We start from the raw sequence: 22,185 nt of genomic DNA, 5'->3' as shown, positions 1-22,185 counted from the left end.
CCGCGATGAACCAAACCCCTCGCTTGCTGGCCGCCGTCGACATGGGCTCAAACAGCTTCCGCCTGATGATCGGGCGGGTGGATGAGAGCCTGACCGCATCCGGGCCGGCCAGCCAGCTATTCCAGGTCGATGCGCTGCGCGAGCCGGTGCGCCTTGCCGCGGGCCTGACGCCGGACAAGTATCTGGACCAGCCTGCCCGCCGGCGCGGCATCGACGCCTTGCGGCGTTTCGGCGACCGACTGCGCGATTTCTCCCCTGATCAGGTGCGGGCGGTGGCAACCAATACGCTGCGGGTAGCCAAGAACGCGTCGGAATTCCTGATCGAGGCCGAGCACGCGCTTGGATTCCCGATTGAAGTGATTGCCGGGCGCGAAGAAGCGCGGTTGATCTACTTGGGCGCCTCGCACGATGCGCCGGCCTGTGCGGGCAACCGGCTGGTGGTCGATATCGGTGGCGGCTCGACCGAGTTCATCATCGGCAGCGGCTACACGTCAAAGCTGATGGAGAGCCTCTACATCGGCTGCGTCTCGCATAGCCGCCAGTTCTTCCCCAGCGGGAACGTCGATGACTACGCGATGAAGCAGGCGGAACTGGCCGCGCGCAGGGAGATCCAGGTGCTCGTGCGCCAGTACCGGGCGGCCGGCTGGCAGCAGGCGGTGGGTTCGTCCGGTACGGCGCGCGCGCTGGCCGAACTGATCGAGCTCAATGGCATGAACGACAACCCGGCCGAGCACGGCATCACCCGCGAAGGGCTGGAGCGCCTCAAGCGCGCGCTGGTCAAGGCGGAGAATGCCAACCGGGTCAAGCTGGTGGGCCTGAAGGCGGACCGCATTCCCGTGCTGCCAGGTGGCCTGTCGATCATGCTCGGCGTGTTCGCCGAGCTCGACATCGATCGCATGGACGTCACCGACGGTGCGCTGCGCCTGGGTGTGCTTTACGACCTGCTGGGCCGCACGCACCACGAGGACATGCGTACCATCACCGTGGATCAGTTCATGCGCCGCTATGGCGTCGACCGCGCGCAAGCTCAGCGCGTGCGCCAGGCGGCACTGGGTTTGCTGGCGCAGTTTCCCGAGCCGCGCAATGAGCGCCGCGACGACAACCTGGCACTGCTGGGCTGGGCTGGCGGGCTGCATGAGATCGGCATGACCATCTCGCACAGCGGCTACCACAAGCACTCGGCGTACATTGCTACGCACGCCGACATGCCGGGCTTCTCGAAGACCGACCAGGCGCGGCTGGCAACGCTGCTGCTCGGGCATGCCGGCAAGCTGGGCAAGCTTTCCGGCAGCGGCAAGTTCCTCGACTGGCGGATGCTCTTCAGCCTGCGCCTGGCGTTCGTGCTGTGCCGGCGCCGTGCCGACGAGCCGCTGCCCGAGATCACCGTGGGCCAGCGTTCGGATGGGCTGGACGAAGGTTTCGAGGTTCGCTTGCCCAAGGCCTGGATCGAGGCCAACCCGCTGGTCGAATACAGCCTGGCGCAAGAAGCCGACGAGTGGGAACGCATCGGCAAGCGCTACAAGGTGGTGTACGCCTGAGCAAAGCGCGGGGGCGGCCAGATAGCGGCCCCCGTTTCGATCAGCAGGCCAGGCCAATGCGGGCGGCAAGCGCCCGCACAGGCTCAGGCGTCGCGGTTCAGGCCAAGGAAGTGGCGCGCATAGCGGGGGTTCATGTCGTTTACGCGCAGCAGCGTGAGGAAGTCCGCCACGTTGAAGTCGGGATCCCACGCCGGCATGCCGCAAATTCGCGCGCCTAGCCGCAGGTAACCCTTGATGAGCGCCGGCGGCTCTACGTCCAGCGTCTGATTGAGCTCGTCGATCGGCAGAGGCAGGCGTGGGAACGCGTGATATTCGATCGGCGCCAGGGCGCGCTCGGCGAAGACCCGGTACAGGCTGGCTGCATAGTGGCCGCCATCGCTCATCGGCACGCTCGCGCATCCCAGCATCGACTCGATGCCCCAGCGCTGCAGGTACTCGCCCAGGCCACCCCACAGCGCCATGATCACGCTGCCCGAGCGGTAGTCGCGGTGCACGCACGAGCGGCCCAGTTCCACCATCTTGGGCTTCAGGTGAGCCAGGCGCACCAAGTCGAATTCCGACTCGGCATAGAGGCAGCCGATGCGCTTGGCCTGGTGGGGCGCCATAACGCGGTAGGTGCCAACCACCTTGAGCGTGGCCGTATCGCGAACGATCAGGTGGTCGCAATAGGCGTCGAACATATCGACGTCGAGTTCAGGCCTCGACGGGTTCAGCCTTGCGCCCATTTCTTCGGCGAAGACCTTGTAGCGCAGGCGCTGCGCTTCTTCTACTTCATCCTGGTGGCGCGCCCACGCCACGCTGAAAGCAGGCTGGTCATGCGCTTGTTCATGTGCTTGTGCAGGTTGCTGGCGATGAAGACGCCTCCGCGCCGAATGGCCTGACAGGCCACTGGGCAGGGAATCGAACAACGGCTGGGTGGGCGTCGGGAGCTCTCGCATCAGTATGTCCTTTCGGTGACGAAACTGTTGCGGTCGAATGTAGAGAGGGCAGGTGACAGTGCCGTGAAGCGGTCGTGACGGTTCAGTGACGGCGGCCCGAAAGGCCGGGCCGCACCGTTGCGGGGTGCCAAAAAATGCTAGAGAAATTCCGGATTGATGACAGCGCGCAACACGACCTGCGATTCACTTTCGCGCGTGCGCCCCGACAGCCACCAGATGCCGCTCTTGCGCACGCTCCAGTTCATTTCCGAACCCGCCAGCAGCAGACTGGCGAGTTGGCCAAGCCAAGGCTGGTGCCCGACCAGCACGGTGTGCTCGGCGCCTTGGGGCCAGTCGATCGCGGCCAGCACCGCGCTGACATCGGCACCCGGGGCAAGCTCGGGCAACACCTCTGCATTCTCGCGCAGGGCGGCGGCGGTTTCGCGCGTACGCAGGGCCGGGCTGCAGACCACCCGCGTACCGGGAGGCAGATGGCTGCGCAGCCATGCGGCGGAGGCATCCGCCTGCTTATGTCCGCGTTTGGTCAGGGGTCGTTGCAGGTCGGCATTGCGGGAAAAGCCAAGCGCGCCAGACAACTCTTCGGCTTCGGCATGACGCCACAGGATCAGGTTCATGAGAGCGGTGTGCTCAAACTAAAGGGGAAATGGGAAATCGGGAAATGGATACTGCGAGTATGGCCACGCGCGCGGGTGCGTGCAAGACGGGCAAACACCGGGCGGGAACGCAGCATGGCTCTGCCAAATGACACGCACGTGGCGAGCCATACATGGCGGAAGCTGCCGCAGCCTGGGATGAAGCGATAGGGGGGGCAATGGCCGACAAGCCACCGGCATCGACCAGCGCTCCAGGCCTGAGGCATCAGGATGAAATAGCCACCATGATTGTTTCAGCGGAGCCACCAACGCACGATGCGTGCAGGTAGCAATGGCCAGATGTTTCCCAGGGCGGGACCGCCGCGATGCGGTGCCCTGGAATGCGGTCTAGCGCAACGCTCGCCGGGGGGGCGAGTGTGGAAGAAGATCAGACTTTGTGGCGGAAGTTGATGCGGCCCTTGGTCAGATCGTAGGGCGACATTTCCAGCGTCACGCGGTCACCAGCCAGAATGCGGATGCGGTGCTTCTGCATCTTGCCCGAGGCATAGGCCCAGATTTCCACGCCGTTTTCCAGCGTCACGCGGTAACGATTGTCCGGCAGGGCTTCCGAGACAACACCGCCAAATTCGATAAGTTCTTCCTTAGCCAATCTTCTTCCTTTACGGCAGCCTTGAGCTGCATGAATTTAGGTAAATCCGGTGAGGCGAGCGCCGGCATGCCTGCATGCTCGCGAGGTCCGGGTGCCAGCAGTGACAAGCGCCGGCTTGCTTGGTTGCGCCTTGAAGTTGCGGGAGGCAAGCTGACCCGGACCGGCACGGCAAAAAAGCGCGTGCAAAAAAGTCCACGTTAGGGAATCGCCGGGGGGGCGCGTCAGTGCCCGGCAGATTGCCTTGCCGGTTGCGGCCGCAAGCTAATGCGGCCGTGCTACCGTGATAGGCGCGGGGGCAATGAAGCGGGCAAGATGTTCCCGGTGGCTTGCCGAACTGCGCTGGATACTGCGCTGCAGTGCGATGGCTGCATTTCTCGGCAAGGGCGCCCGGTTACAGGGCATGCTGCATAAACCCCGGGCTAACGCGCGATTATATCATGGGTGTGCAGTTCAGGCGTGGCGTGCGCGTGGTCGCCTTACCCGCATATGGCCGCGAAAAAAAGAGAAAAAGCCCGCCGCCGGGTGGGTTGCGGGCTTAAAAGTGGTGCGGCGGTTCGCGGACCCGCCCGCTGCCAGTGTCTGTGTTTCAAGCGCGCAGGGGATCCCATATTCATGGCATTGCCATTGGGTGCTGCGATGCAGTGAAGTGGGTGGCCGCAGTGGCCGGCGCAGTGGCTGGTACTGGCCAGGACAAGATCAGGAGACAAAAAAAGGCTTAGACCTTACGGTCTAAGCCTTTGATCTTATTGCTAAATACTGGTCGGGGCGACATGATTCGAACATGCGACCCTCTGATCCCAAATCAGATGCGCTACCAGGCTGCGCTACGCCCCGAAGCCGTGGATTGTAGCCCGGCGGCGGTGCCTGGGTCAAATTTTACTTTTGCATCGGCCAAGCGAGGCGCCGGCCGATGTGGGGGCGCCTCAGGATTTGAAGGATAGAAGGTTCGCTTGACTTGGTCGCAAGCGCTGACATAATCCGCACACCGCAGCGGCCAGGCCCCGCGCCCGGTCAGGCGCACAGGCAATCCGTGCCGCTAGCGGGACTGGCGCCGAACATGAGAATAAGAGTGCCCTCGCCACGATCGCGAGGCCCAGCCCCTGTCCGCCGGGGCGCATGAAGACGGTCAGAAGCTTAAAAAGAATGAATGGCGAAAACCTCGGGTCCGCGCGGGTCCCGGGGCGCATGGTGGCGTGACGGAACGCTGCCTGCCAAGTTGGACGGGGAAATCATGTTTCAGTCGCAGGTTAGTGTGCTGGTCGCGGGCCTATTCGGGTTGCAGATGGCGGTGGTGTTCGCAGTCTTGCAGCGCACACCCGGCATGGGCCGCGCCGGTTTGAATTCTTGGGTGGCCGGCGCGTTGCTGGTCACCGCAGCCACCGTCTTGCTCGCTGCGCAGGACTATCTGCCGGAATGGCTTACGCTCAATCTGGTGGATCTGGCCATGACGGCGGCATTGTCCTTGATGGTCTATGGCACACGCCGCTTTTTCGGCAAGCGCGGGGGTGCGGTTGCGCTCACTTTGCTGAACCTTGCCGTGCTGGCCAACGCCGCCTACTTCGATTGGGCGGGCGTGTCGCCGGCAGAGCCGGCGCTCGTCTTTATCCTGGCCAATACCTATCTTCCGCTGTCGTTGTTGCGCGTGGTGGCGCCGCAAGTGCGCGCCAAGCGCGGCACCGGCCGCCTGGCGGCGCTATCGCTCGGGCTGATCGCGCTCGCTTGCGCGGCCATGGGCCTCTATCAAGCCATTGACCCCAAGCTGCTGCCCGCCGGCCTTGCCTGGCTGGCAAAGCGCCCGCCCCGGGAAACCTTTGCGGTCCTGCTCGCCTTTGGCATTGTCAGTCTGGCCGTGAGCTTCGCGCTGCTTGCCCACGATAGCCTGCGCCGACGCCTGGAGCGCCGCGCCAGCTATGACGACCTGACCGACGTCCTGTCGCGAGGGCCTTACTGGGAGGCGCTGGAAGAGGCCTGCAAGCAAGCTGACCGCCAGCAACGCCCGCTGACCGTGGCGTTCATCGACCTGGATCATTTCAAGGCCATCAACGATCTCTACGGCCATCTGGCCGGCGACAGCGTGCTGCGCCACTTCAGCGGCTTGCTGCGCAAGTCGGTGCGCGCGGACGATTTCGTCGGCCGGCTGGGTGGGGAAGAGTTTGGCATCGTGATGCCCGGCACCGCGCTGGACCAGGGCCGGGCGATCAGCCTGCGCTTGAGTGCGCTGGTGCGCACCACGCCGTGCCCGTCGGAGCCGGATGCGATTTCCTACACGGTAAGCATCGGCATGGCAGAGCGGCTGCCGGGGGAGGGGGCGGATACGCTCATGCGCCGCGCCGACAATGCCCTCTACGATGCCAAGACCATGGGGCGCAACTGTGTGTCCACGCAGCCCATTGAGCGGCTTGCCGGCATGGCGACGACGCCGCGGATGCGGGTTTCGCAGGCATCCTGAGCCGGGCTGTGCCAGAGCGCATGACAACACGGTAGGTTCGGCTGCAGGGCTGAGGTAGAATACCGGGCTTCGCATGCCAAGCGCTCAGCAGCATGCCAAGTCCTCCGCATTTCAGTAGTTCCTCCTGTCCGCCCTTAGCTCAGTTGGATAGAGCACTCGCCTTCTAAGCGAGCGGTCACACGTTCGAATCGTGTAGGGCGGACCATTTTCTCTCGCATTCCCCAGCGTTCCCCGGCATTCCCCGGCATTCTCCATCGCCTAGAGGCGCCATCGCATCGCAAACTCAGGCAAGGCGCTGCCGATGGCCGCCAGTCCGGTCTAAGATTTCGGGGCTGCCGTGGCGTTTTCTGGCGCGGCGCCTTGCCCGAGGCGATTCCCATGGCAAAGTTAAACACAGATGCTGGCAGGAGGCTCCGCTACTGGCTGGCCGGTGGCGCGTGCCTGCTGATGTTGGCCGCCATTGCCCGCCATGCCTTGTTCTTGGCGGTCGAGGAGGACGCGTTCGAGCCCAAGCCGGCCGGTGCGGCCGACGCGATGACGCCGGATCGCCTGGGCGTCGCATCGCGCCAGTTCGCGTTTGCCAGCGGCGCGCGCATGCTGCGCGCCTCTTGTGTCCTGGCGCAGGGTGGTGACGCGCCCGCCGTGCTGATCTACCACGGCGACGAGGAAGACTTGTCGGACTGGGCCAGCGCGCAGGCGCTGCTCTACCGCGACGGAATCTCGTCCTGCGTGTTCGATTACAGCGGCTATGGCGCTAGCGGCGGCAAGCCCGGCGTGGTCAACCTGCATGAGGATGGCCTGGCCGCGTATGGGCAGTTCCTCGCCATGACGCCGCGAGCCAGCCGGCGCTATGTGATGGGCTTTTCGCTGGGTTCCGGGGTGCTGCTGGATGTGATCTCCGCTTTGCGCCCGGCACCCGCAGGCCTGGTGATTGCCGCCGGCTTCACGTCCGCACGCGAGGCGGCGGTGGTGACCGGGCGGGTGCCGGCGTGGATAGCCAGGCTGCTTCCGGAGCCGTGGGACAACGAGGATCAATTGCGAAAATCGATGCTGCCGCTGCTGCTTGTGCACAGCCGCGCGGACGAGGTGATTCCCTTCGCGCATGCCGAGCGGCTGGAGCGTGCTGCCGGTGGCCCCAGCCGGCTGGTGGCGCTGTCGGCGCTGCCGCACGATGCGGCGATCCAGCCGGAGCGGCAGGACGCGTTCTGGGCGCCCATCGTCGCCTATCTGCGCTCGGGCCGCCTGGCCGGGGAGGGCGCCGAATAGGCCGCGCGCACGCTGTGCCGCCGCGCAGGCACGAAAAAGGGGCGTCGGCCAAAGCCGCACGCCCCTTTTTAGCGATGGTGGCCGTGAGAGGCGGCCGCGCCGGTATTACGCTTCTTCGGGCAGGCTCGCGCCGACCGTATTGAAGCCGGCGTCCACGTAGGTGATCTCCCCGGTCACGCCGCTGGACAGGTCCGACAGCAGGAAAGCGGCCACGTTGCCGACCTCGTCGATGGTCACATTGCGGCGCAGCGGCGCTGCCTCCTCGATGTGGCCTAGCAGCTTGCCGAAGCCCTTGATGCCGGATGCGGCCAGGGTCTTGATCGGGCCCGCGGAAATGCCGTTGGCACGAATGCCGCGCGGGCCCACCGACGCGGCCAGGTAGCGCACGCTGGCTTCCAGCGATGCCTTGGCCAGGCCCATAGTGTTGTAGTTCGGGACCACGCGCTCCGCGCCGAGGTAGGTCAGCGTCAGCAGCGAGGCCTTGTCGGACAGCATGGGCAACGCGGCCTTGGCCAGGGCGGGGAAGCTGTAGGCGGAGATGTCGTGCGCCACGCGGAAGGACTCGCGCGAGAGGCCTTCCAGGAAGTCGCCGGCGATGGCCTCGCGCGGCGCGAAGCCGATCGAGTGCACCAGGCCATCGAGCTTGTCCCAGCTCTGGCCGAGCCCGGCGAAGGTGGCGGCAATCTGTTCGTCGTTGCCAACGTCGCATTCGAATACCAGGCTGCTGTCGAATTCCTTGGCAAAGTCGTTGATGCGGTCCTTGAACCGTTCGCCGACATAGGTGAAGGCGAGCTCGGCGCCTTCGCGCTTGCAGGCTGTTGCGATGCCGTAGGCGATCGAGCGATTGGACAGCAAGCCGGTGATCAGGATTCGCTTACCTGCGAGAAATCCCATAACTTCTCCAATGATGTTCGAGGTGGACGGGCACGGTTCGTGCGACGGCGTCCGGGTTGCGGCGCGCACCGCGCGGCGGCTGCTTTGCAGCAGGCTGACGACCGGCAAAACAACGGTGCCGCGTACTGGAATGTCCGGATGGCTGGATGCCAGCCGAACCCATGTAAAATTGTCTCATAACTTGACCGCGCCGCCGAAGGCTGCGGACGATCCGATTCAGGTGGAGGACCCAAACCGGATGTATATTCGCGCACGTAGACCGCTTCAGGCGGCATGGCAGCGCTTCCGCACATTTGCGGCGCTGGGCTGTGGATTAGTAGCCCTGTGTACCGCGGGTTTTCCCTTGTCGGTCGAAGCCGCCCATGGCTTCGCACAGTATGGCGGCCTCAAGTATCCCGCCGATTTCACCCATTTCGACTATGCCAACCCGGACGCGCCACGCGGCGGCACGCTGACGCTCGCAAACCCGGACCGCCGCACCAGCTTCGACAAATTCAACCCGTTCACGCTCAAGGGTACCTCCGCCCCGGGCGTGAACACGCTGATGTTCGAGTCGCTGCTGATTGCCAGCAGCGATGAAACCGCCAGCGCCTATGGCTTGCTGGCGGATGACGTGACCGTGGCGCCGGACGAACTGTCCGTCACCTTCCACATCCGGCCGCAGGCGCGTTTCAGCAACGGCGATCCGGTGCTGGCAGGCGACGTCAAGTACTCCTACGACATGCTGATGAGCAAGGCATCCAGCCCTGGCTACCGCAGCATGTGCACTGACGTGAAAGCCGTCACGGTGGTGGATTCGCGCACGGTACGGTTCGATTTCAGGCAGCGCAACATCGAGCTGCCGCTGATCGTTGGCTCCTTGCCGGTGTTCTCCAAGAAATGGACAGCCACGGTGCCGTTTGACAAGCTGACCTTCGAGGATCCGGTGGCCAGCGGGCCCTACCTGATCGAGCGCTACGATGCCGGACGCGGCATCACCTTCAAGCGCGATCCGTCGTACTGGGGCAAGGACCTGGCGGTGCGCCGCGGCACCTTCAACTTCGACCGGGTGGTCTATCGCCTGTACAAGGACGAAACCGCCAAGCTCGAAGCCTTCAAGGCTGGCGAGTTCGATGCCATCGTCGAGTACAAGGCCAAGAGCTGGGCCAAGAGCTACGAGGGCAAGCGCTTTTCCAATGGCGAGCTGCTCAAGACCGATTTTCCGCACCGCAACGGAGCCGGCATGCAAGGCTTCGTCATGAACATGCGCAAGCCGATGTTCCAGGACGTGCGGGTGCGGCAGGCCCTGATCCTGGCGCTGGATTTCGAGTGGCTCAATCGCCAGCTGTTCTATGGCGCGTATCGCCGCCTCGATAGCTGGTTCTCCAACAGTGAGCTGGCCGCCAGCGCCACGTTCGACGGCCGTCCCGGCCCCGGCGAGCTGGAACTGCTGGAGCCGCTGCGCGCGCAGCTGGCGCCCGAGGTATTTGGCCCCATCGTGGCGATGCCCACCACCAATCCGCCGCGTTCGCTGCGCGACAACCTGCGCGATGCGCGCCGGCTGCTGGCCCAGGCCGGCTGGACCTACGCGGATGGTGCGCTGCGCAATGCAAAGGGCGAGCCCTTTGTCTTCGAGTTCCTGGACGACGGCGGGGCCATGAGCCGCGTCATCACCACCTACGTGCGCAACCTGGAGAAGCTGGGGATCGAGGTGAACCAGCGCACCACCGATTTCGCGCTGTACCAGAAGCGGCTGGAAGACTTCGACTTTGACATGGTGTCGATCCGTTTCCCGGATTCGCAGAGCCCGGGCAACGAGCTGCGCGACCGCTTCAACAGCGAGGCGGCGGGCACGCCCGGCTCCGACAATCTGTTTGGCCTGAAATCGCCGGCGATCGACCGCTTGGTGGACAATGTCCTGCACGCCCATACTCGCGAAGAGCTGGTCAATGCCGGGCGCGCGCTGGACCGCGTGCTGATGCACGGCTACTACATTGTGCCCAACTGGTATAGCGCGTCGCATCGGGTGGCATACCGAAAAGAGCTGGTCTATCCGCAGCGCCTGCCGTACTACTACACGGCGGAAGGCTGGATCCTGAGCAACTGGTGGCGTGCCGATGCCCGGCCGGCCGCTCAATAAGCGCGACAAGGAAACAAGATGCTCGCCTATCTGCTCAAGCGCGTACTGTTGATGATCCCGACCCTGCTCGGCGTCATCACGCTGACGTTCGCGGTGATCCAGTTCGTGCCGGGAGGCCCGGTCGAACAAATGATGCTGGAGCTCAAGGGGCGGGGCGGCGGGGGGGAGGCCAGCGGCGGCGGCGCGGAGTATCGCGGCCGGCGCGGCGTGGACCCCGACAAGATCAAGGAAATCCAGGCCCTGTACGGATTCGACAAGCCGCCGCTGGAGCGCTATTTCATCATGCTCAAGCGCTTCGCCCAGTTTGACCTGGGGCAGAGCTATTTCCAGCACCGCAGCGTGTGGGAGCTGGTGAAGTCGAAGATGCCGGTCTCGGTCAGCCTGGGGCTATGGACCTTTTTCCTGACCTACCTGATATCGGTGCCGCTCGGCATATCCAAGGCGATCCGGGCGGGCAGCCGCTTCGATGTCGTGACCAGCATGGTGGTGCTGGTGGGCTATGCCATTCCAGGCTTCGTGCTGGGCGTGTTGCTGCTGGTGCTGTTTGGAGGTGGCACCTTCGTGCAGTGGTTCCCCTTGCGCGGCCTCACATCGGATAACTGGGACCAGCTCACGCTGATGGGCAAGGTGATGGATTACCTGTGGCACCTCGTGCTGCCCATCACCGCCTCGGTGGTGGGCAGCTTCGCGGTCGTCACCATGCTGACCAAGAACGCGTTCCTGGAAGAGATCCGCAAGCAGTACGTCCTGACCGCCCGCGCCAAGGGGCTGGCGGAGCGGCGCGTGCTTTGGAAACACGTCTTCCGTAACGCGCTGATTCCGCTCGTGACCGGTTTCCCGGCGGCCTTCATCGGCGCTTTCTTCACCGGCTCCCTGCTGATCGAAACCCTGTTTTCGCTCGACGGGCTTGGCCTGCTGTCCTACGAGGCGGTGCTGCGGCGGGACTATCCTGTTGTGCTGGGCACGCTCTACCTGTTCACCTTGATCGGCCTGGTGACGCGGCTGATCTCTGACGTTTGCTATGTGATGGTCGACCCGCGCATCCACTTCGAGGCGGTGCACCGATGAAATTCAGCTCGCGCACGCTTCCCAACGGGCTGCCGCATTCCCTGTCGCCGCGCCAGCGCGCCTGGCAGCGCTTTCGCCGCAATCGCCTGGGCTACTGGAGCCTGATCCTCTTCGTCGCCATTTTCCTGCTGAGCATGGTCGCCGAGACCTTGTCCAGCGACCGGCCGCTGGTGGTGAAGTACAAGGGCGAGTGGTATTTCCCCATCGTCAAGACGTACGCCGAGAGCACCTTCGACGGGGACTTTCCCACCAAGGCTGACTATCTCGATCCGTTTATCCGAGACCGCATCACCAGCAACGGCAATTTCGCCATCTTTCCGCCCAACCGGTACTCGTACGACTCGATCAACTATTTCTCCAAGGAGCCAAACCCGGCGCCGCCTTCCGCGGAGAACTGGCTGGGCACCGATGACCGCGGGCGCGATGTGCTGGCACGGCTGCTCTATGGGTTCCGCGTCTCGGTGCTGTTCAGCCTGGCGCTGACGTTGATCGGCGTGGTGATCGGCACCTTGACGGGCGCGCTGATGGGTTTCTTCGGCGGGCGCTTCGACCTGATCTCGCAGCGCGCCATCGAGATCTGGAGCTCGATGCCCGAGCTCTACCTGCTGATCATCTTCGCATCCATCTTCACGCCGAGCCTGGCGCTGCTGATTATCCTGCTTTCGCTGTTCGGCTGGATGGGTTTGTCCGACTACGTGCGCGCCGAGTTCTATCGCAACCGCTCGCTCGATTACGTCAAGGCGGCGCGGGCGCTGGGGCTCTCCAATGTACAGATCATGTGGCGCCATATCCTGCCCAACAGCCTGACACCGGTCATCACCTTCCTGCCATTTCGCATGAGTGCGGCCATCCTGGCCCTGACCAGCCTCGACTTCCTCGGGCTTGGCGTGCCACCCACCACGCCGAGCCTGGGCGAGCTGCTGGCGCAAGGCAAGGCCAACCTCGATGCCTGGTGGATTTCCTTGTCGACCTTTGCCGTACTGGTGGTGACGCTGCTGCTGCTGACGTTCATGGGCGACGCGCTGCGCGATGCCTTTGATACGCGCCTGGGCCTGGCCCAGCTGCGCGGCCGTGTTGAGCCGAAGGCGCCAGAGGGCTCTCCCGCGGCCGAGGCGGTGTCATGAGCGCGATGCAACAAGCCACGCAGGCCACACGGGCCACGCAAGCCAGCGCCAATGACCCAACGCAACCCGCGCAAGCCAAGGGGGATGCCGGCGGCCCGCTGATGTGCATCGAACGCTTGTCAGTCACCTTTGGTCATGGCGAGGATGCCACCCGGGCGGTGCGCGATGTCAGCTTCGACCTGCGCGCCGGCGAGCGCTTCGCGCTGGTGGGCGAGTCGGGCTCGGGCAAGACCGTGACGGCGCTGGCCATGCTGCGCCTGGTTGACGACGCGCGCTACCAGGGCTCGGTGCGTTTCGAGGGGCGCGACCTGCTCAAGGTGTCGGAGCGCGAGATGCGTGGCATCCGCGGCGCCGACATCGCCATGATCTTCCAGGAGCCGATGACCGCGCTCAACCCGCTCTACACGATCGGCAACCAGATCGTGGAGACGCTGGCGCTGCATGAGGGCCTGGACCGGCGCGCGGCGCGCGAGCGCGCCATCGCGCTGCTCGAGCGCACGGGCATCAGCGACGCGGCACACCGTTTCGACAGCTTTCCACACCAGCTCTCGGGTGGCCAGCGCCAGCGCGCCATGATCGCCATGGCGCTTGCCTGCCGGCCCAAGCTGCTGCTGGCCGACGAGCCCACCACGGCGCTGGACGTCACCATCCGGGTCCAGATCCTGGAGTTGTTGCGCGACCTGCAGGCGGAGTTCGGCATGGCCGTGATGCTGATCACGCACGACCTCAACCTGGTCCGGGCCTTTGCACAGCGGGTGGGGGTGATGGAGAAGGGCGTGCTGGTCGAGGTGGGCGAGACCGCCGCGGTATTCGCGGCGCCCCAGCATCCCTATACCCGCAAGCTGATCGACAGCCGGCCGCGGCGTGAGGTGCTGCCGCTGGTGCCGCTAGCCCCCGTGTTGCTGGAGGCGCGCGGCTTGTGCGTGAACTATGCGCGCAAGCGTCGCGGCCTGGCCGGATGGTTTGGCCGCGACCAGTTTGCCGCCGTCAAGGACGTGAACTTCGCGCTGCGCGAGGGCGAGACTATCGGCATTGTGGGCGAGTCGGGCTCCGGCAAGACCACGTTGGCCCATGCCGTGCTGAACTTGCAGCGCCGCAGCGCCGGGGATATCCAGTTCCTGGGCAAGAGCCTGGACGAGGTCTCCAGGCGCGAGCGCAGCACCTTGCGCTCGCGCCTGCAGGTGGTGTTTCAGGATCCGTTCGGCTCGTTGTCGCCGCGCATGACCATCGAGCAGATCGTGGGGGAGGGCCTGGCCCTGCACCAGCCTGGCTTGTCGCGCGATGCCATGCGCCAGCGCGTCACCGAGGCGCTGCGAGAGGTAGGCATGGACCGCACAGCCCTGGGGCGGTATCCGCATGAGTTCTCCGGCGGCCAGCGCCAGCGCGTTGCCATCGCGCGCGTGCTGATCCTCAAGCCGCAGGTGCTGGTGCTCGACGAACCTACCTCTGCGCTCGACGTGTCCATCCAGCAGCAGGTGCTGGCGCTCCTGACGCAATTGCAGCGCAAGTACAACCTGAGCTATCTCTTCATCAGCCACGACCTGGCGGTGATTCGCGCCATGGCGCACCGCGTCATCGTGATGAAGTCCGGCGAGGTGGTCGAGGCGGGCGATACCGAGACCGTCCTGGGTGCTCCGCAGCACGCATACACCCGCAAACTCATGATCGCGGCCGAAATTGGTGCAAGCGATCCGACGCCGCCACAAATTGGTGCAGTCGAGCTCAGGGTGTCACCCGATTGACCTGCGGTTGACATAATCAAACCGAGAAAGCATCTGCGACTTCCGTCGTATGGCCTTGATTGCAAAGCGTTTTATTTGAATTTTGTAACGAACTTTGACATGTGGATGACAACCTTATACCATCCGGCGAGAACTATTTTCGGGGGTGGTTCGCGCGTCGCTTATGCATGTGGCGAGTGGTTTGCATCACTTGGTCTGCTTTTTGCGTGCGAGTCATCCCATTGATTTCAAGCCCGCCCGGTGCGTTTTCCCGGGGCCGGTCAAGAACGATTCATCAGGAGAACCAATGCAGCGAATGCTTCATTCCCTGGCGCGCGGCGCCGTAGGAATTGCCATTGCCTGCGGTGCCACTCTATCGAATGGAGTGCTGGCTGATACGGTGTTCAAGGATCCCGACGCCCGCATCGATGCACGTACCGAGTTGAGTGCGGACCCACATCCGGAGGGCAAGCGTGGCTTGCTCTCTTCGGTCATGAATTCCACCAGCCATGTGGCCAGCAAGGCTGGCGACCTGGTCATGAATGCCCTCGGGCTGATTGGCGTGCGCTACCGCTTCGGTGGCAACAGCCCCGAATCGGGCCTGGACTGCAGCGGCTTCGTTCGCTACGTGTTCAATGACACCTTTGGCTTCGTGCTGCCGCGCCGCTCGGTCGAGATGAGCCAGGTCGGCACTACCGTGGCATCCAACGACCTGCGCCCCGGCGACCTGGTGTTCTTCAACACCATGCGCCACACCTTCTCGCATGTTGGCATCTATATTGGCGACAACAAGTTCGTGCACGCACCGTCCACCGGCAGCAAGATCCGCGTTGACGACATGCGTGCCTCGTATTGGGTGACGCGCTATAACGGTGCGCGCCGTATCGACGACGCGCCGCAGGACAGCGGCAGCGCCAACAACCTTGGCAATATGGTCGAGACCCTGAAGCGTTTCGATCCGAATGCGGTCAATCGCCCGCTCTACGGCGGCTGATCGGCTCGCGGACGCGGGTCCGCGCCAGTCAAGAAAAAAAGGACTGCCACGCAGTCCTTTTTTCGTTTGTGCTCCCCCCTTACTGCGCGGCTACCGTTCCGGCGGGCCGCAGCCGTGCCTGGGCGAGCTTGTCGCGCAGGCTCGCCATCATGGCGGCGGCGGCTTGCTCGCCGGCCAGGATGGCGCGGTTGCGCGAGTTGAAGTCGCTGCCGCCCATGTCCGGCAGGTCGGGGCGGATCACAATGTCGGCTCGCGCCAGCGCCATCTTGCTGATCGACTGCCCCATGATGGCGGTGGTCTGCAGCAATACCCCGCTCTGGCCATTGCTTTTCTGGCTGGAAGGCTCGGCGGAGATATTCACGGCAATCACGAAGTCCGCGCCCATGGTGCGCGCAGAGTCCACCGGCACGGGCTCGACCAGGCCGCCGTCCACATAGTCGTGTCCCTGGATCGAGACCGGCTGGAACACCCCCGGTACGCTACTCGACGCGCGCACCGCCTGGCCCGTGTTGCCGCGGCGGAACAGGATGCCCTGGCCGGTCTTGAGATCGGTGGCGACGATGCCCAGCGGCAGTTTCATGGACTCGATGGGGCGATTGGCGATCAGCTTGTTCACATAGTTCTGCAGCGCCTCGCCCTTGAGCCAGCCGCCGAAACGGGTGCCGAAGGGCAGGGCCCAGTCGGCGATGGCGGCTTCGTCCATCGTTAGCGCCAGCTTGTTAAGCTGGAAGCCGCTCATGCCCGAGGCGTAGAGCGCTGCGACCACCGCGCCCGCGCTGGTGCCGGTGACAAGGTCCGGGTGGATGCCTTGTGCCTCCAGCGCCTTGATCACGCCGATATGGGCGAAGCCGCGCGCGGCGCCGCCGCCAAGCGCGAGGCCGATCCTGATGGGGCGAGGTGGCACCACGGGCACCACGGACGGCAGGGCCGGTGTTTCCGGTGCGGCGGTGAGGGTGCCCGGCTTGGGGCCAAAGGAGCAGGCGGCCAGCAGTGCTGCCGCGCCGGCGCCAAGGAAATTGCGTCGTTGCATGGATAACCGAGGGAAAGGAAGTGGCGCATTCGGCACGGCTAGCGGCGCGACGGCAAGAATGTGCCGTCCGCGCTGGCCACGCGTCCCGCGCGACAGCATTCAGACCGGGCAGAGCATAAATGATTCCGCGCGGCCGGGCATCCCGGCGCCGGATGGGGCGGGATGCCGCGCCCTGCTTGCTATAATGCGGCGATCCTACACCCAGGCCTGCGCGCATTCGTGCGCGGGCTTTTTTGTTTCATTCCTCTATGACACAACAACGCGTCCGCACCCGCTTCGCGCCGAGCCCGACCGGCTTCATTCACCTCGGCAATATCCGCTCCGCGCTCTACCCCTGGGCCTTCGCGCGCCGCATGAAGGGCGATTTCATCCTGCGCATCGAGGACACGGACGTCGAGCGCTCTTCGCAGGAATCGGTGGACGTGATCCTGGAAGGCATGGCCTGGCTCGATCTCGATATCGACGAAGGCCCGTTCTACCAGATGGAGCGCATGGACCGCTATCGCGAGGTGGTCAAGCAGATGCTGGACAGCGAGCTGGCCTATCCCTGCTACATGAGTACCGAAGAGCTGGACGCTCTGCGCGACGCGCAGCGCGAGCGCGGCGAGAAGCCGCGTTACAACGGGTTCTGGCGTCCCGAGCCGGGCAAGGTCCTGCCGGCGCCGCCGGCCGGCGTGCAGCCGGTGATCCGCTTCAAGAACCCGATTGGCGGCAGCGTGGTCTGGGACGACGCGGTCAAGGGCCGGATCGAAATCTCCAACGACGAGCTGGACGACCTGGTGATCGCGCGCCCGGACGGCACGCCGACCTATAACTTCTGCGTGGTGATCGACGATCTCGACATGCGCATCACCCACGTGATCCGCGGCGACGACCACGTCAACAACACCCCGCGCCAGATCAACATTATCCGTGCGCTGGGCGGCGTTGCCCCCGTGTACGCTCACTTGCCGACCGTGCTCAACGAGCAGGGCGAGAAGATGAGCAAGCGCCATGGCGCCATGCCCGTGACCGGCTACCGCGACGAAGGTTATCTGCCCGAGGCCGTCCTCAACTATCTGGCCCGCCTGGGCTGGGCACATGGCGACGCAGAGATCTTCTCGCGCGAGCAGTTCGTGGAATGGTTCGACCTGGAGCACTTGGGCAAGTCGCCGGCGCAGTACAACCCGGAAAAGCTGGCCTGGCTGAACAACCACTACATCAAGGTAGGCGACAACGCGCGCCTGGCCGGGTTGACCCAGCCGTTTATCGAGGCGCTGGGCGGCAAGGTGGAGGGCGCAAGCCTGGAGGGTGTCATCGGGCTGGTGAAGGACCGTGCCAATACCCTGAAGGACGTGGCTCAGGCCGCGCTGCTGTTCTACCGCGGCGAGCCGCAGCCGGATCCGGCGCTCACGGCAGAGCACCTCAACGCCGACATCCTGCCGGCACTGCAGGCCCTGGCCACGCGGCTGGCGGCACTCACCGAGTGGAAGCGCGAGGAGATCGGCGCGGCCTTCAAGGCGGTGTTGGCCGAGTTCGGCCTGAAGATGCCCAAGCTGGCTATGCCGGTCCGCCTGCTGGTGGCGGGGCAGTTGCAGACGCCTGCCATCGATGCCGTGCTGGAGTTGTTTGGGCGCGATACGGTGCTGCGCCGCATCCAGGCCGGGCTCGCCTGAAATAATTTGCAGAAATTCCTGACAGGGGCTTGCGCTCCTGCCAGGAATTCAGCATAATCTTGTTCTCCCTGCAGCGCGGACAAAAACCAAGCGGGCATAACGGATGGAAGCGATAAGAAGTAATCCCGCAGTAATGCGGATCGCAGAAAAAAGTTAAAAAAAGGGTTGCAAAAAAGCAAGGTTGTTTATATAATCTTGTCTTCGCTGAAACGAAGAAACAAACGCGAAACGCAGCGAAAGCGGCGGTAGTAAAAAGAAGTAGGGCGGTAACGTAGTACCATGGGGCTATAGCTCAGCTGGGAGAGCGCTTGCATGGCATGCAAGAGGTCAGCGGTTCGATCCCGCTTAGCTCCACCAAAATGCCGGAAGTTTCGAGTGTGGTAAATCGGGGCTTCCAGGGTGCTGCGAATGTCTGGTTGTTGAGATATTCGCAGTGCCAGACGGAATAAGTCGAAAGACAAGTTTCTGTCCCCATCGTCTAGAGGCCTAGGACATCACCCTTTCACGGTGAGTACAGGGGTTCGAATCCCCTTGGGGACGCCAAACAACGAACGTAACCAAACGTTCGGTTTGTCGTCGAAAGCATCGCTGTCGATGACAAGTAAGAGTATGGAGTGGTAGTTCAGTTGGTTAGAATACCGGCCTGTCACGCCGGGGGTCGCGGGTTCGAGTCCCGTCCACTCCGCCAAAACTAAACCCGCATGGTTATGCCATGCGGGTTTTTTCTTTTGCCGTCCGGCATTTGCTCGGGCAGTTTCCGATAATCCCCGCTATTTGATTCGGCTCGCACACGGTGGCGGTGCGGCGACATTATGTCGGGCTTCGTCTGCTCGCCGGGCAGGCATTATGGCGTTCTGGCTGGCTGTGGTCTGCGCTTGTCCGGCCATATGCCCTTGTCGCAGGGGAGATAATCCATCTGCTGCGCGTTCCGGGCTTGCTCAGCTTGTACGGCGCCGGCTGACTGTGACGAAGTAGCGCACCAGCAGCGAGCCGGCGATGGCCAGGCTGATGCTGTTGGCCAGCCAGAATCCCGCGGCTCCCCGCGTGAAGGCGGGCAGGGCATCGATCAGGCCAAAGCCCAGCACGTAGCCGCCCCCCAGCCCGACTCCCCAGAGAGACACCGCGTAGATCAAGGTCGGCACCAGTGCAATCTTGTAGGCGCGCAGGATGAATGCCGTCATGACCTGGACCGCGTCGAATGCCTGGTAGAAGGCAATGAACAACATGAGCGGAAGGGCGGCGCGTACTACAGCCGGATCCTTGGCGTAGGCATGCAGCAGCGGTTCTCTCAGTATCCACAGCAGGCCGCCGACCATGAGTGCCAAGGCAGCCGCCAGGCTGATACCGCGCCGCGCAATGCGGCGTGCGCCGTCCTGGTCGCGCGCGCCGATGGACTGTGCCACCAGCGTGGAGGTGGCGATCGCCAGCGACAGCGGCAACATATAGGCCACCGCCCCGAGGTTGGCAATGATCTGGTGGCCAGCAAGCACCACGGTGCCCATGCGCGTGATGAAGATCGACATCAACGTGAACGAGGTGATCTCGATCAGGTAGGTCAGCCCCATCGGCACGCCCAGGCGCAGCAGTGCGCGGATCGGCCGCGCTTGCGGCCACGCCCAGCTGGAAAAGATCTGCAAAGGGCGGTAGGCCACGTTGCGCCGCAGGATCAGGATGCCGGAGATGCACCAGATCCAGCTGATCAGCGCCGAGGCCAGCGCGCAGCCCGGCCCGCCCATTGGCGCCAGGCCGAAGCCACCGTCGATGAACCAGGCATTGAGCGGAATCTTTACCACCAGCCCGACGAGTTGCAGCATGGTCACCATGACCGGGCGCGACAAGGCGTTGTTGAGCGCGGAGTAGATGCGAAAGCCCAGTGCGGCCGGCAAGCCAAACGCCTGGATATGCAGGTAGTGCGCTGCCTTCTCGACCAGCTCCGGCGGTGCCTGGGCAAACTCCAGCAGCGGGCCGGGGAACAGCAGCAGTAACATGCCCGGGATGGCCAGCGCCAGTCCGAGCCAGGCGGCCTGCCTGACCTCGCCGCCAATTTCCGCCGCGCGCCCGGCGCCATGGAGCTGACCGGCAATCGGGGCAAGCGCCTGCAGCACGCCCATCAAACTGATGTAGACCGTGATGTAGATGGACCCGCCCAGCCCCACGGCGGCCAGGTCGATGGCAGAGGCTCGCCCGGCCATGATGGTGTCGATCACGCCAAAGGCGATCACCGCAAGCTGGCCGACCAGGACCGGCGCGGCCAGCACGGCAATGCGGCGGATATCGTGGAACATGTTCATGCGGGCAGGCGTGGCGCCGCCACCTCAGGGGTGGCTTGGCAGCCGGCGTCCGGGCAGGCTGGGCCGGGGCGGTGCGACCCGGGACATATCGACCAGGCGATACATGCGAAAGCGCTCGTCGCGATCGGAGGGGCGCCGGCCTTCCCAGATCAGGCGCCATTCAAAGTGCGAGATGCTGGTAGGCTCGCCGTAGTCGACGGGGTCGTGGCGCAGCAGGACGTCGCAGCCGTCATCCGGGCCGCCAAAGCGGATATGGCCGAAATAGGCAAACGACGCCAGCTGCGCGTCGCCCATGCGAATCGGCTGCACGCAGTTATACGCCGTGGGCAGCGCCATCGAGGCGGCCTGGGCTACGTCGCGATAGGTCTTGCCGTAGTTGATCGAAGGCATCCACAGCGTCATGGCCAGCACCCACATCAGCGTGGTGCCAGCTGCCGAGATCACCACCGGGCGCCAGATCTGCTTAGGCGCGCGCGACAGGCGCCAGCGCACGATCAGGATCCAGGCGGCCGTCACCAGCAGCGCATAGATGATCGCGCTGACGGTGAAGTCTTGCTGGAAGCCCGGCAGCAGACGGTAGATATTGGCGGCGATGCGCGGCGGCTGGCCCGTCGTCCTGGCGATCCACATGAACCAGACGAAGCCGCCGAAGATGGTGAAGAACAGCAGGGCGAACCAGTCGATCGCGTTGATGGCGGCGCGCGTGAGCGTCGGCAACCCGAACGCGGCAAGCACGGCCATCGGCGGCAGCAGCAGGATGAACTGTACGTCGCCCGGCGCACGCAGCAGAAACAGCAGCAGCAGCGGCGGCAGCAACATCGCCAGGGGCAGCGCCACATGCGGCGCACGGCGCATGCCCGACCAGCTCAGCCAGGCCCAGCAGGCAATTGGCCACACCGGCCAGGTAAACAGCAGCAGGTTGCGTGCGATGAAGTTGAGCGCAGCGGCGTTCGGCGCGCCGTAGGTACGGCGATCGTAGCGTGACCACTCGCGGATAAAGGTCACGGCGTCGTTGTGGTCGGTCGCGCCGAAGTAGGCGGCGGCCATCCAGGCTGCCACCAGCGCCAGCGCCAGCGGCACGCTTGCCAGCAGCACCCTCGGCAGGGGCAGGGGCTTGCAGGCCAGGCCACAGATGATGACGGACGCGAGCAAGACCAGCGGGATGACCGGCCCGCTGGACAGGGTCAGCGCGCCCAGCCCGACGCCCAGCCAGATGCCACCCTGGATTGGCTTGTCCAGGCTGCGCACCATGCCATACAGGCTCATGGCGACAAAGCAAACCTGCCCAACCTGTGGCGTGGTTTCGTGGCCGCGCATGGCCAGGCCTACGCAGGCCAGGAAGATCAGCAGGGCGCCGTCGGCCAGCGTGCGGCCGTAGTCGCGCGCGTTGGGCTGGCCGCCGAAGACATAGGCGAAAGGCTGCACCTCGGCGCGCCGGCCGAGCAGGTAGGTCGCGTACCAGATCAGTGAGCAGGTGCCGAAGTAAAAGAGTGCCGTGGCGATGCGCGACGCGTCCGGCGCGCCGAGCCAGCCGCCAAACAGGCGGATCATCAGGGCGCCAACCCAGAACACCAGCGGGCCGTCTTCGCCGTAAGGGCGGCCCACGATATTGGGCATCAGCCAGTCCTGGGAGCCGCCGGTGGCCAGTTGCCACATCACGCCGAAGCCGGCCGCATCCTCGTTTTTCCACGGGTCGCGGCCGAACAGGCCAGCCAGGCCGTAGATGATGCAGATGGCCAGCAACAGTGCGCGCGGAAGCGTACCGGTGGCGGCTGCGGTCAGGTGGACACGGGAAGTCTTGGCTGCGCTCATTGATTGGTGGGTCTTGGGGGCCGCCGGGGCGGGGCGCTCCCGGT

16 protein-coding genes and 5 tRNA genes are annotated in these 22,185 nt (G+C 64.5%); 13 read left to right on the top strand and 8 right to left on the bottom strand.

Features of this window, described 5'->3' with window-relative positions:
- Positions 1-5 precede the first annotated feature (5 nt).
- Positions 6-1,538 carry an exopolyphosphatase gene (ppx, locus tag A9975_RS24450; protein WP_150983322.1) on the top strand — a complete coding sequence of 511 codons (1,533 nt, stop codon included), beginning with the start codon at positions 6-8 and terminating at the stop codon, positions 1,536-1,538.
- 83 nt (positions 1,539-1,621) lie between these two features.
- On the opposite strand, the gene A9975_RS24445 is transcribed toward ppx, so the two are convergent.
- The 4 genes from A9975_RS24445 to A9975_RS24430 form a co-directional block, all read right to left on the bottom strand.
- Positions 1,622-2,476 carry a GNAT family N-acetyltransferase gene (locus A9975_RS24445; protein ID WP_082054896.1) on the bottom strand — a complete coding sequence of 285 codons (855 nt, stop codon included), beginning with the start codon at positions 2,474-2,476 and terminating at the stop codon, positions 1,622-1,624.
- Between the two features lie 137 nt (positions 2,477-2,613).
- Positions 2,614-3,090, bottom strand: a complete 477-nt coding sequence (locus tag A9975_RS24440) for a histidine phosphatase family protein (RefSeq protein ID WP_150983323.1) — start codon at positions 3,088-3,090, stop codon at positions 2,614-2,616.
- Between the two features lie 406 nt (positions 3,091-3,496).
- Positions 3,497-3,718 carry a translation initiation factor IF-1 gene (gene infA, locus A9975_RS24435; RefSeq protein WP_006157708.1) on the bottom strand — a complete coding sequence of 74 codons (222 nt, stop codon included), beginning with the start codon at positions 3,716-3,718 and terminating at the stop codon, positions 3,497-3,499.
- Between the two features lie 757 nt (positions 3,719-4,475).
- Positions 4,476-4,552, bottom strand: a tRNA-Pro gene (locus A9975_RS24430).
- A 397-nt stretch (positions 4,553-4,949) separates the two neighbouring features.
- Here A9975_RS24430 and A9975_RS24425 point away from each other — a divergent pair.
- The 3 genes from A9975_RS24425 to A9975_RS24415 all read left to right on the top strand — a co-directional run bounded on the left by A9975_RS24425 (position 4,950) and on the right by A9975_RS24415 (position 7,433).
- Positions 4,950-6,167 carry a GGDEF domain-containing protein gene (locus A9975_RS24425; protein WP_183035033.1) on the top strand — a complete coding sequence of 406 codons (1,218 nt, stop codon included), beginning with the start codon at positions 4,950-4,952 and terminating at the stop codon, positions 6,165-6,167.
- Between the two features lie 128 nt (positions 6,168-6,295).
- A tRNA-Arg gene (locus A9975_RS24420) sits at positions 6,296-6,372 on the top strand.
- A 173-nt stretch (positions 6,373-6,545) separates the two neighbouring features.
- The gene (locus A9975_RS24415; protein WP_183035032.1) at positions 6,546-7,433 is read left to right on the top strand and encodes an alpha/beta hydrolase; all 888 of its coding nucleotides are present in this window, start codon (positions 6,546-6,548) and stop codon (positions 7,431-7,433) included.
- 105 nt (positions 7,434-7,538) lie between these two features.
- Here A9975_RS24415 and fabI read toward each other — a convergent pair whose 3' ends face one another.
- Positions 7,539-8,327, bottom strand: a complete 789-nt coding sequence (fabI, locus tag A9975_RS24410) for an enoyl-ACP reductase FabI (RefSeq protein WP_150983326.1) — start codon at positions 8,325-8,327, stop codon at positions 7,539-7,541.
- A 238-nt stretch (positions 8,328-8,565) separates the two neighbouring features.
- Here fabI and A9975_RS24405 point away from each other — a divergent pair, with 238 nt between their 5' ends.
- From A9975_RS24405 to A9975_RS24385, 5 genes are all read left to right on the top strand, one after another.
- Positions 8,566-10,446: an extracellular solute-binding protein gene (locus A9975_RS24405; protein WP_150983327.1), complete on the top strand. Its 1,881-nt coding sequence runs from the start codon at positions 8,566-8,568 to the stop codon at positions 10,444-10,446.
- An 18-nt stretch (positions 10,447-10,464) separates the two neighbouring features.
- On the top strand, positions 10,465-11,514 hold the full coding sequence (locus A9975_RS24400; RefSeq protein WP_174423331.1) for a microcin C ABC transporter permease YejB: 1,050 nt from the start codon (positions 10,465-10,467) through the stop codon (positions 11,512-11,514).
- Positions 11,511-12,638: an ABC transporter permease gene (locus tag A9975_RS24395; protein WP_150983329.1), complete on the top strand. Its 1,128-nt coding sequence runs from the start codon at positions 11,511-11,513 to the stop codon at positions 12,636-12,638. Before A9975_RS24400 ends, A9975_RS24395 begins: the two co-directional genes overlap by 4 nt.
- A 5-nt stretch (positions 12,639-12,643) precedes the next feature.
- The gene (locus tag A9975_RS24390) at positions 12,644-14,380 is read left to right on the top strand and encodes an ABC transporter ATP-binding protein (protein WP_370565445.1); all 1,737 of its coding nucleotides are present in this window, start codon (positions 12,644-12,646) and stop codon (positions 14,378-14,380) included.
- 286 nt (positions 14,381-14,666) lie between these two features.
- Complete coding sequence (locus A9975_RS24385; RefSeq protein WP_150983330.1) at positions 14,667-15,353, top strand: C40 family peptidase; 687 nt, start codon at positions 14,667-14,669, stop codon at positions 15,351-15,353.
- A 79-nt stretch (positions 15,354-15,432) separates the two neighbouring features.
- On the opposite strand, the gene A9975_RS24380 is transcribed toward A9975_RS24385, so the two are convergent.
- Positions 15,433-16,383, bottom strand: a complete 951-nt coding sequence (locus A9975_RS24380; RefSeq protein ID WP_183035031.1) for a patatin-like phospholipase family protein — start codon at positions 16,381-16,383, stop codon at positions 15,433-15,435.
- Between the two features lie 248 nt (positions 16,384-16,631).
- On the opposite strand from A9975_RS24380, the gene gltX reads away from it, so the two are divergent.
- The 4 genes from gltX (at position 16,632) to A9975_RS24360 (ending at position 18,726) form a co-directional block, all read left to right on the top strand.
- On the top strand, positions 16,632-18,038 hold the full coding sequence (gltX, locus tag A9975_RS24375) for a glutamate--tRNA ligase (RefSeq protein ID WP_183035030.1): 1,407 nt from the start codon (positions 16,632-16,634) through the stop codon (positions 18,036-18,038).
- Between the two features lie 281 nt (positions 18,039-18,319).
- Positions 18,320-18,395, top strand: a tRNA-Ala gene (locus A9975_RS24370).
- Positions 18,396-18,505: 110 nt separating this feature from the next.
- Positions 18,506-18,581: transfer RNA gene (locus A9975_RS24365), tRNA-Glu, on the top strand.
- Between the two features lie 68 nt (positions 18,582-18,649).
- A tRNA-Asp gene (locus A9975_RS24360) sits at positions 18,650-18,726 on the top strand.
- Between the two features lie 250 nt (positions 18,727-18,976).
- On the opposite strand, the gene A9975_RS24355 is transcribed toward A9975_RS24360, so the two are convergent.
- A complete protein-coding gene (locus A9975_RS24355; protein ID WP_183035029.1) occupies positions 18,977-20,329 on the bottom strand; it encodes an MATE family efflux transporter in 1,353 nt (450 codons plus the stop codon).
- 24 nt (positions 20,330-20,353) lie between these two features.
- Entirely contained in the window at positions 20,354-22,141 is a 1,788-nt protein-coding gene (locus A9975_RS24350; protein WP_183035028.1) for a glycosyltransferase family 39 protein, read from the bottom strand.
- Positions 22,142-22,185: the final 44 nt, after the last annotated feature.

The sequence above is a fragment of the Cupriavidus sp. UME77 genome (genome assembly GCF_014170355.1).
GTDB classification, from domain to species: Bacteria; Pseudomonadota; Gammaproteobacteria; order Burkholderiales; family Burkholderiaceae; genus Cupriavidus; species Cupriavidus basilensis.
Note: the sequence above shows the minus strand (reverse complement) of the source record. Positions and strands in the feature narration are given on the sequence as shown.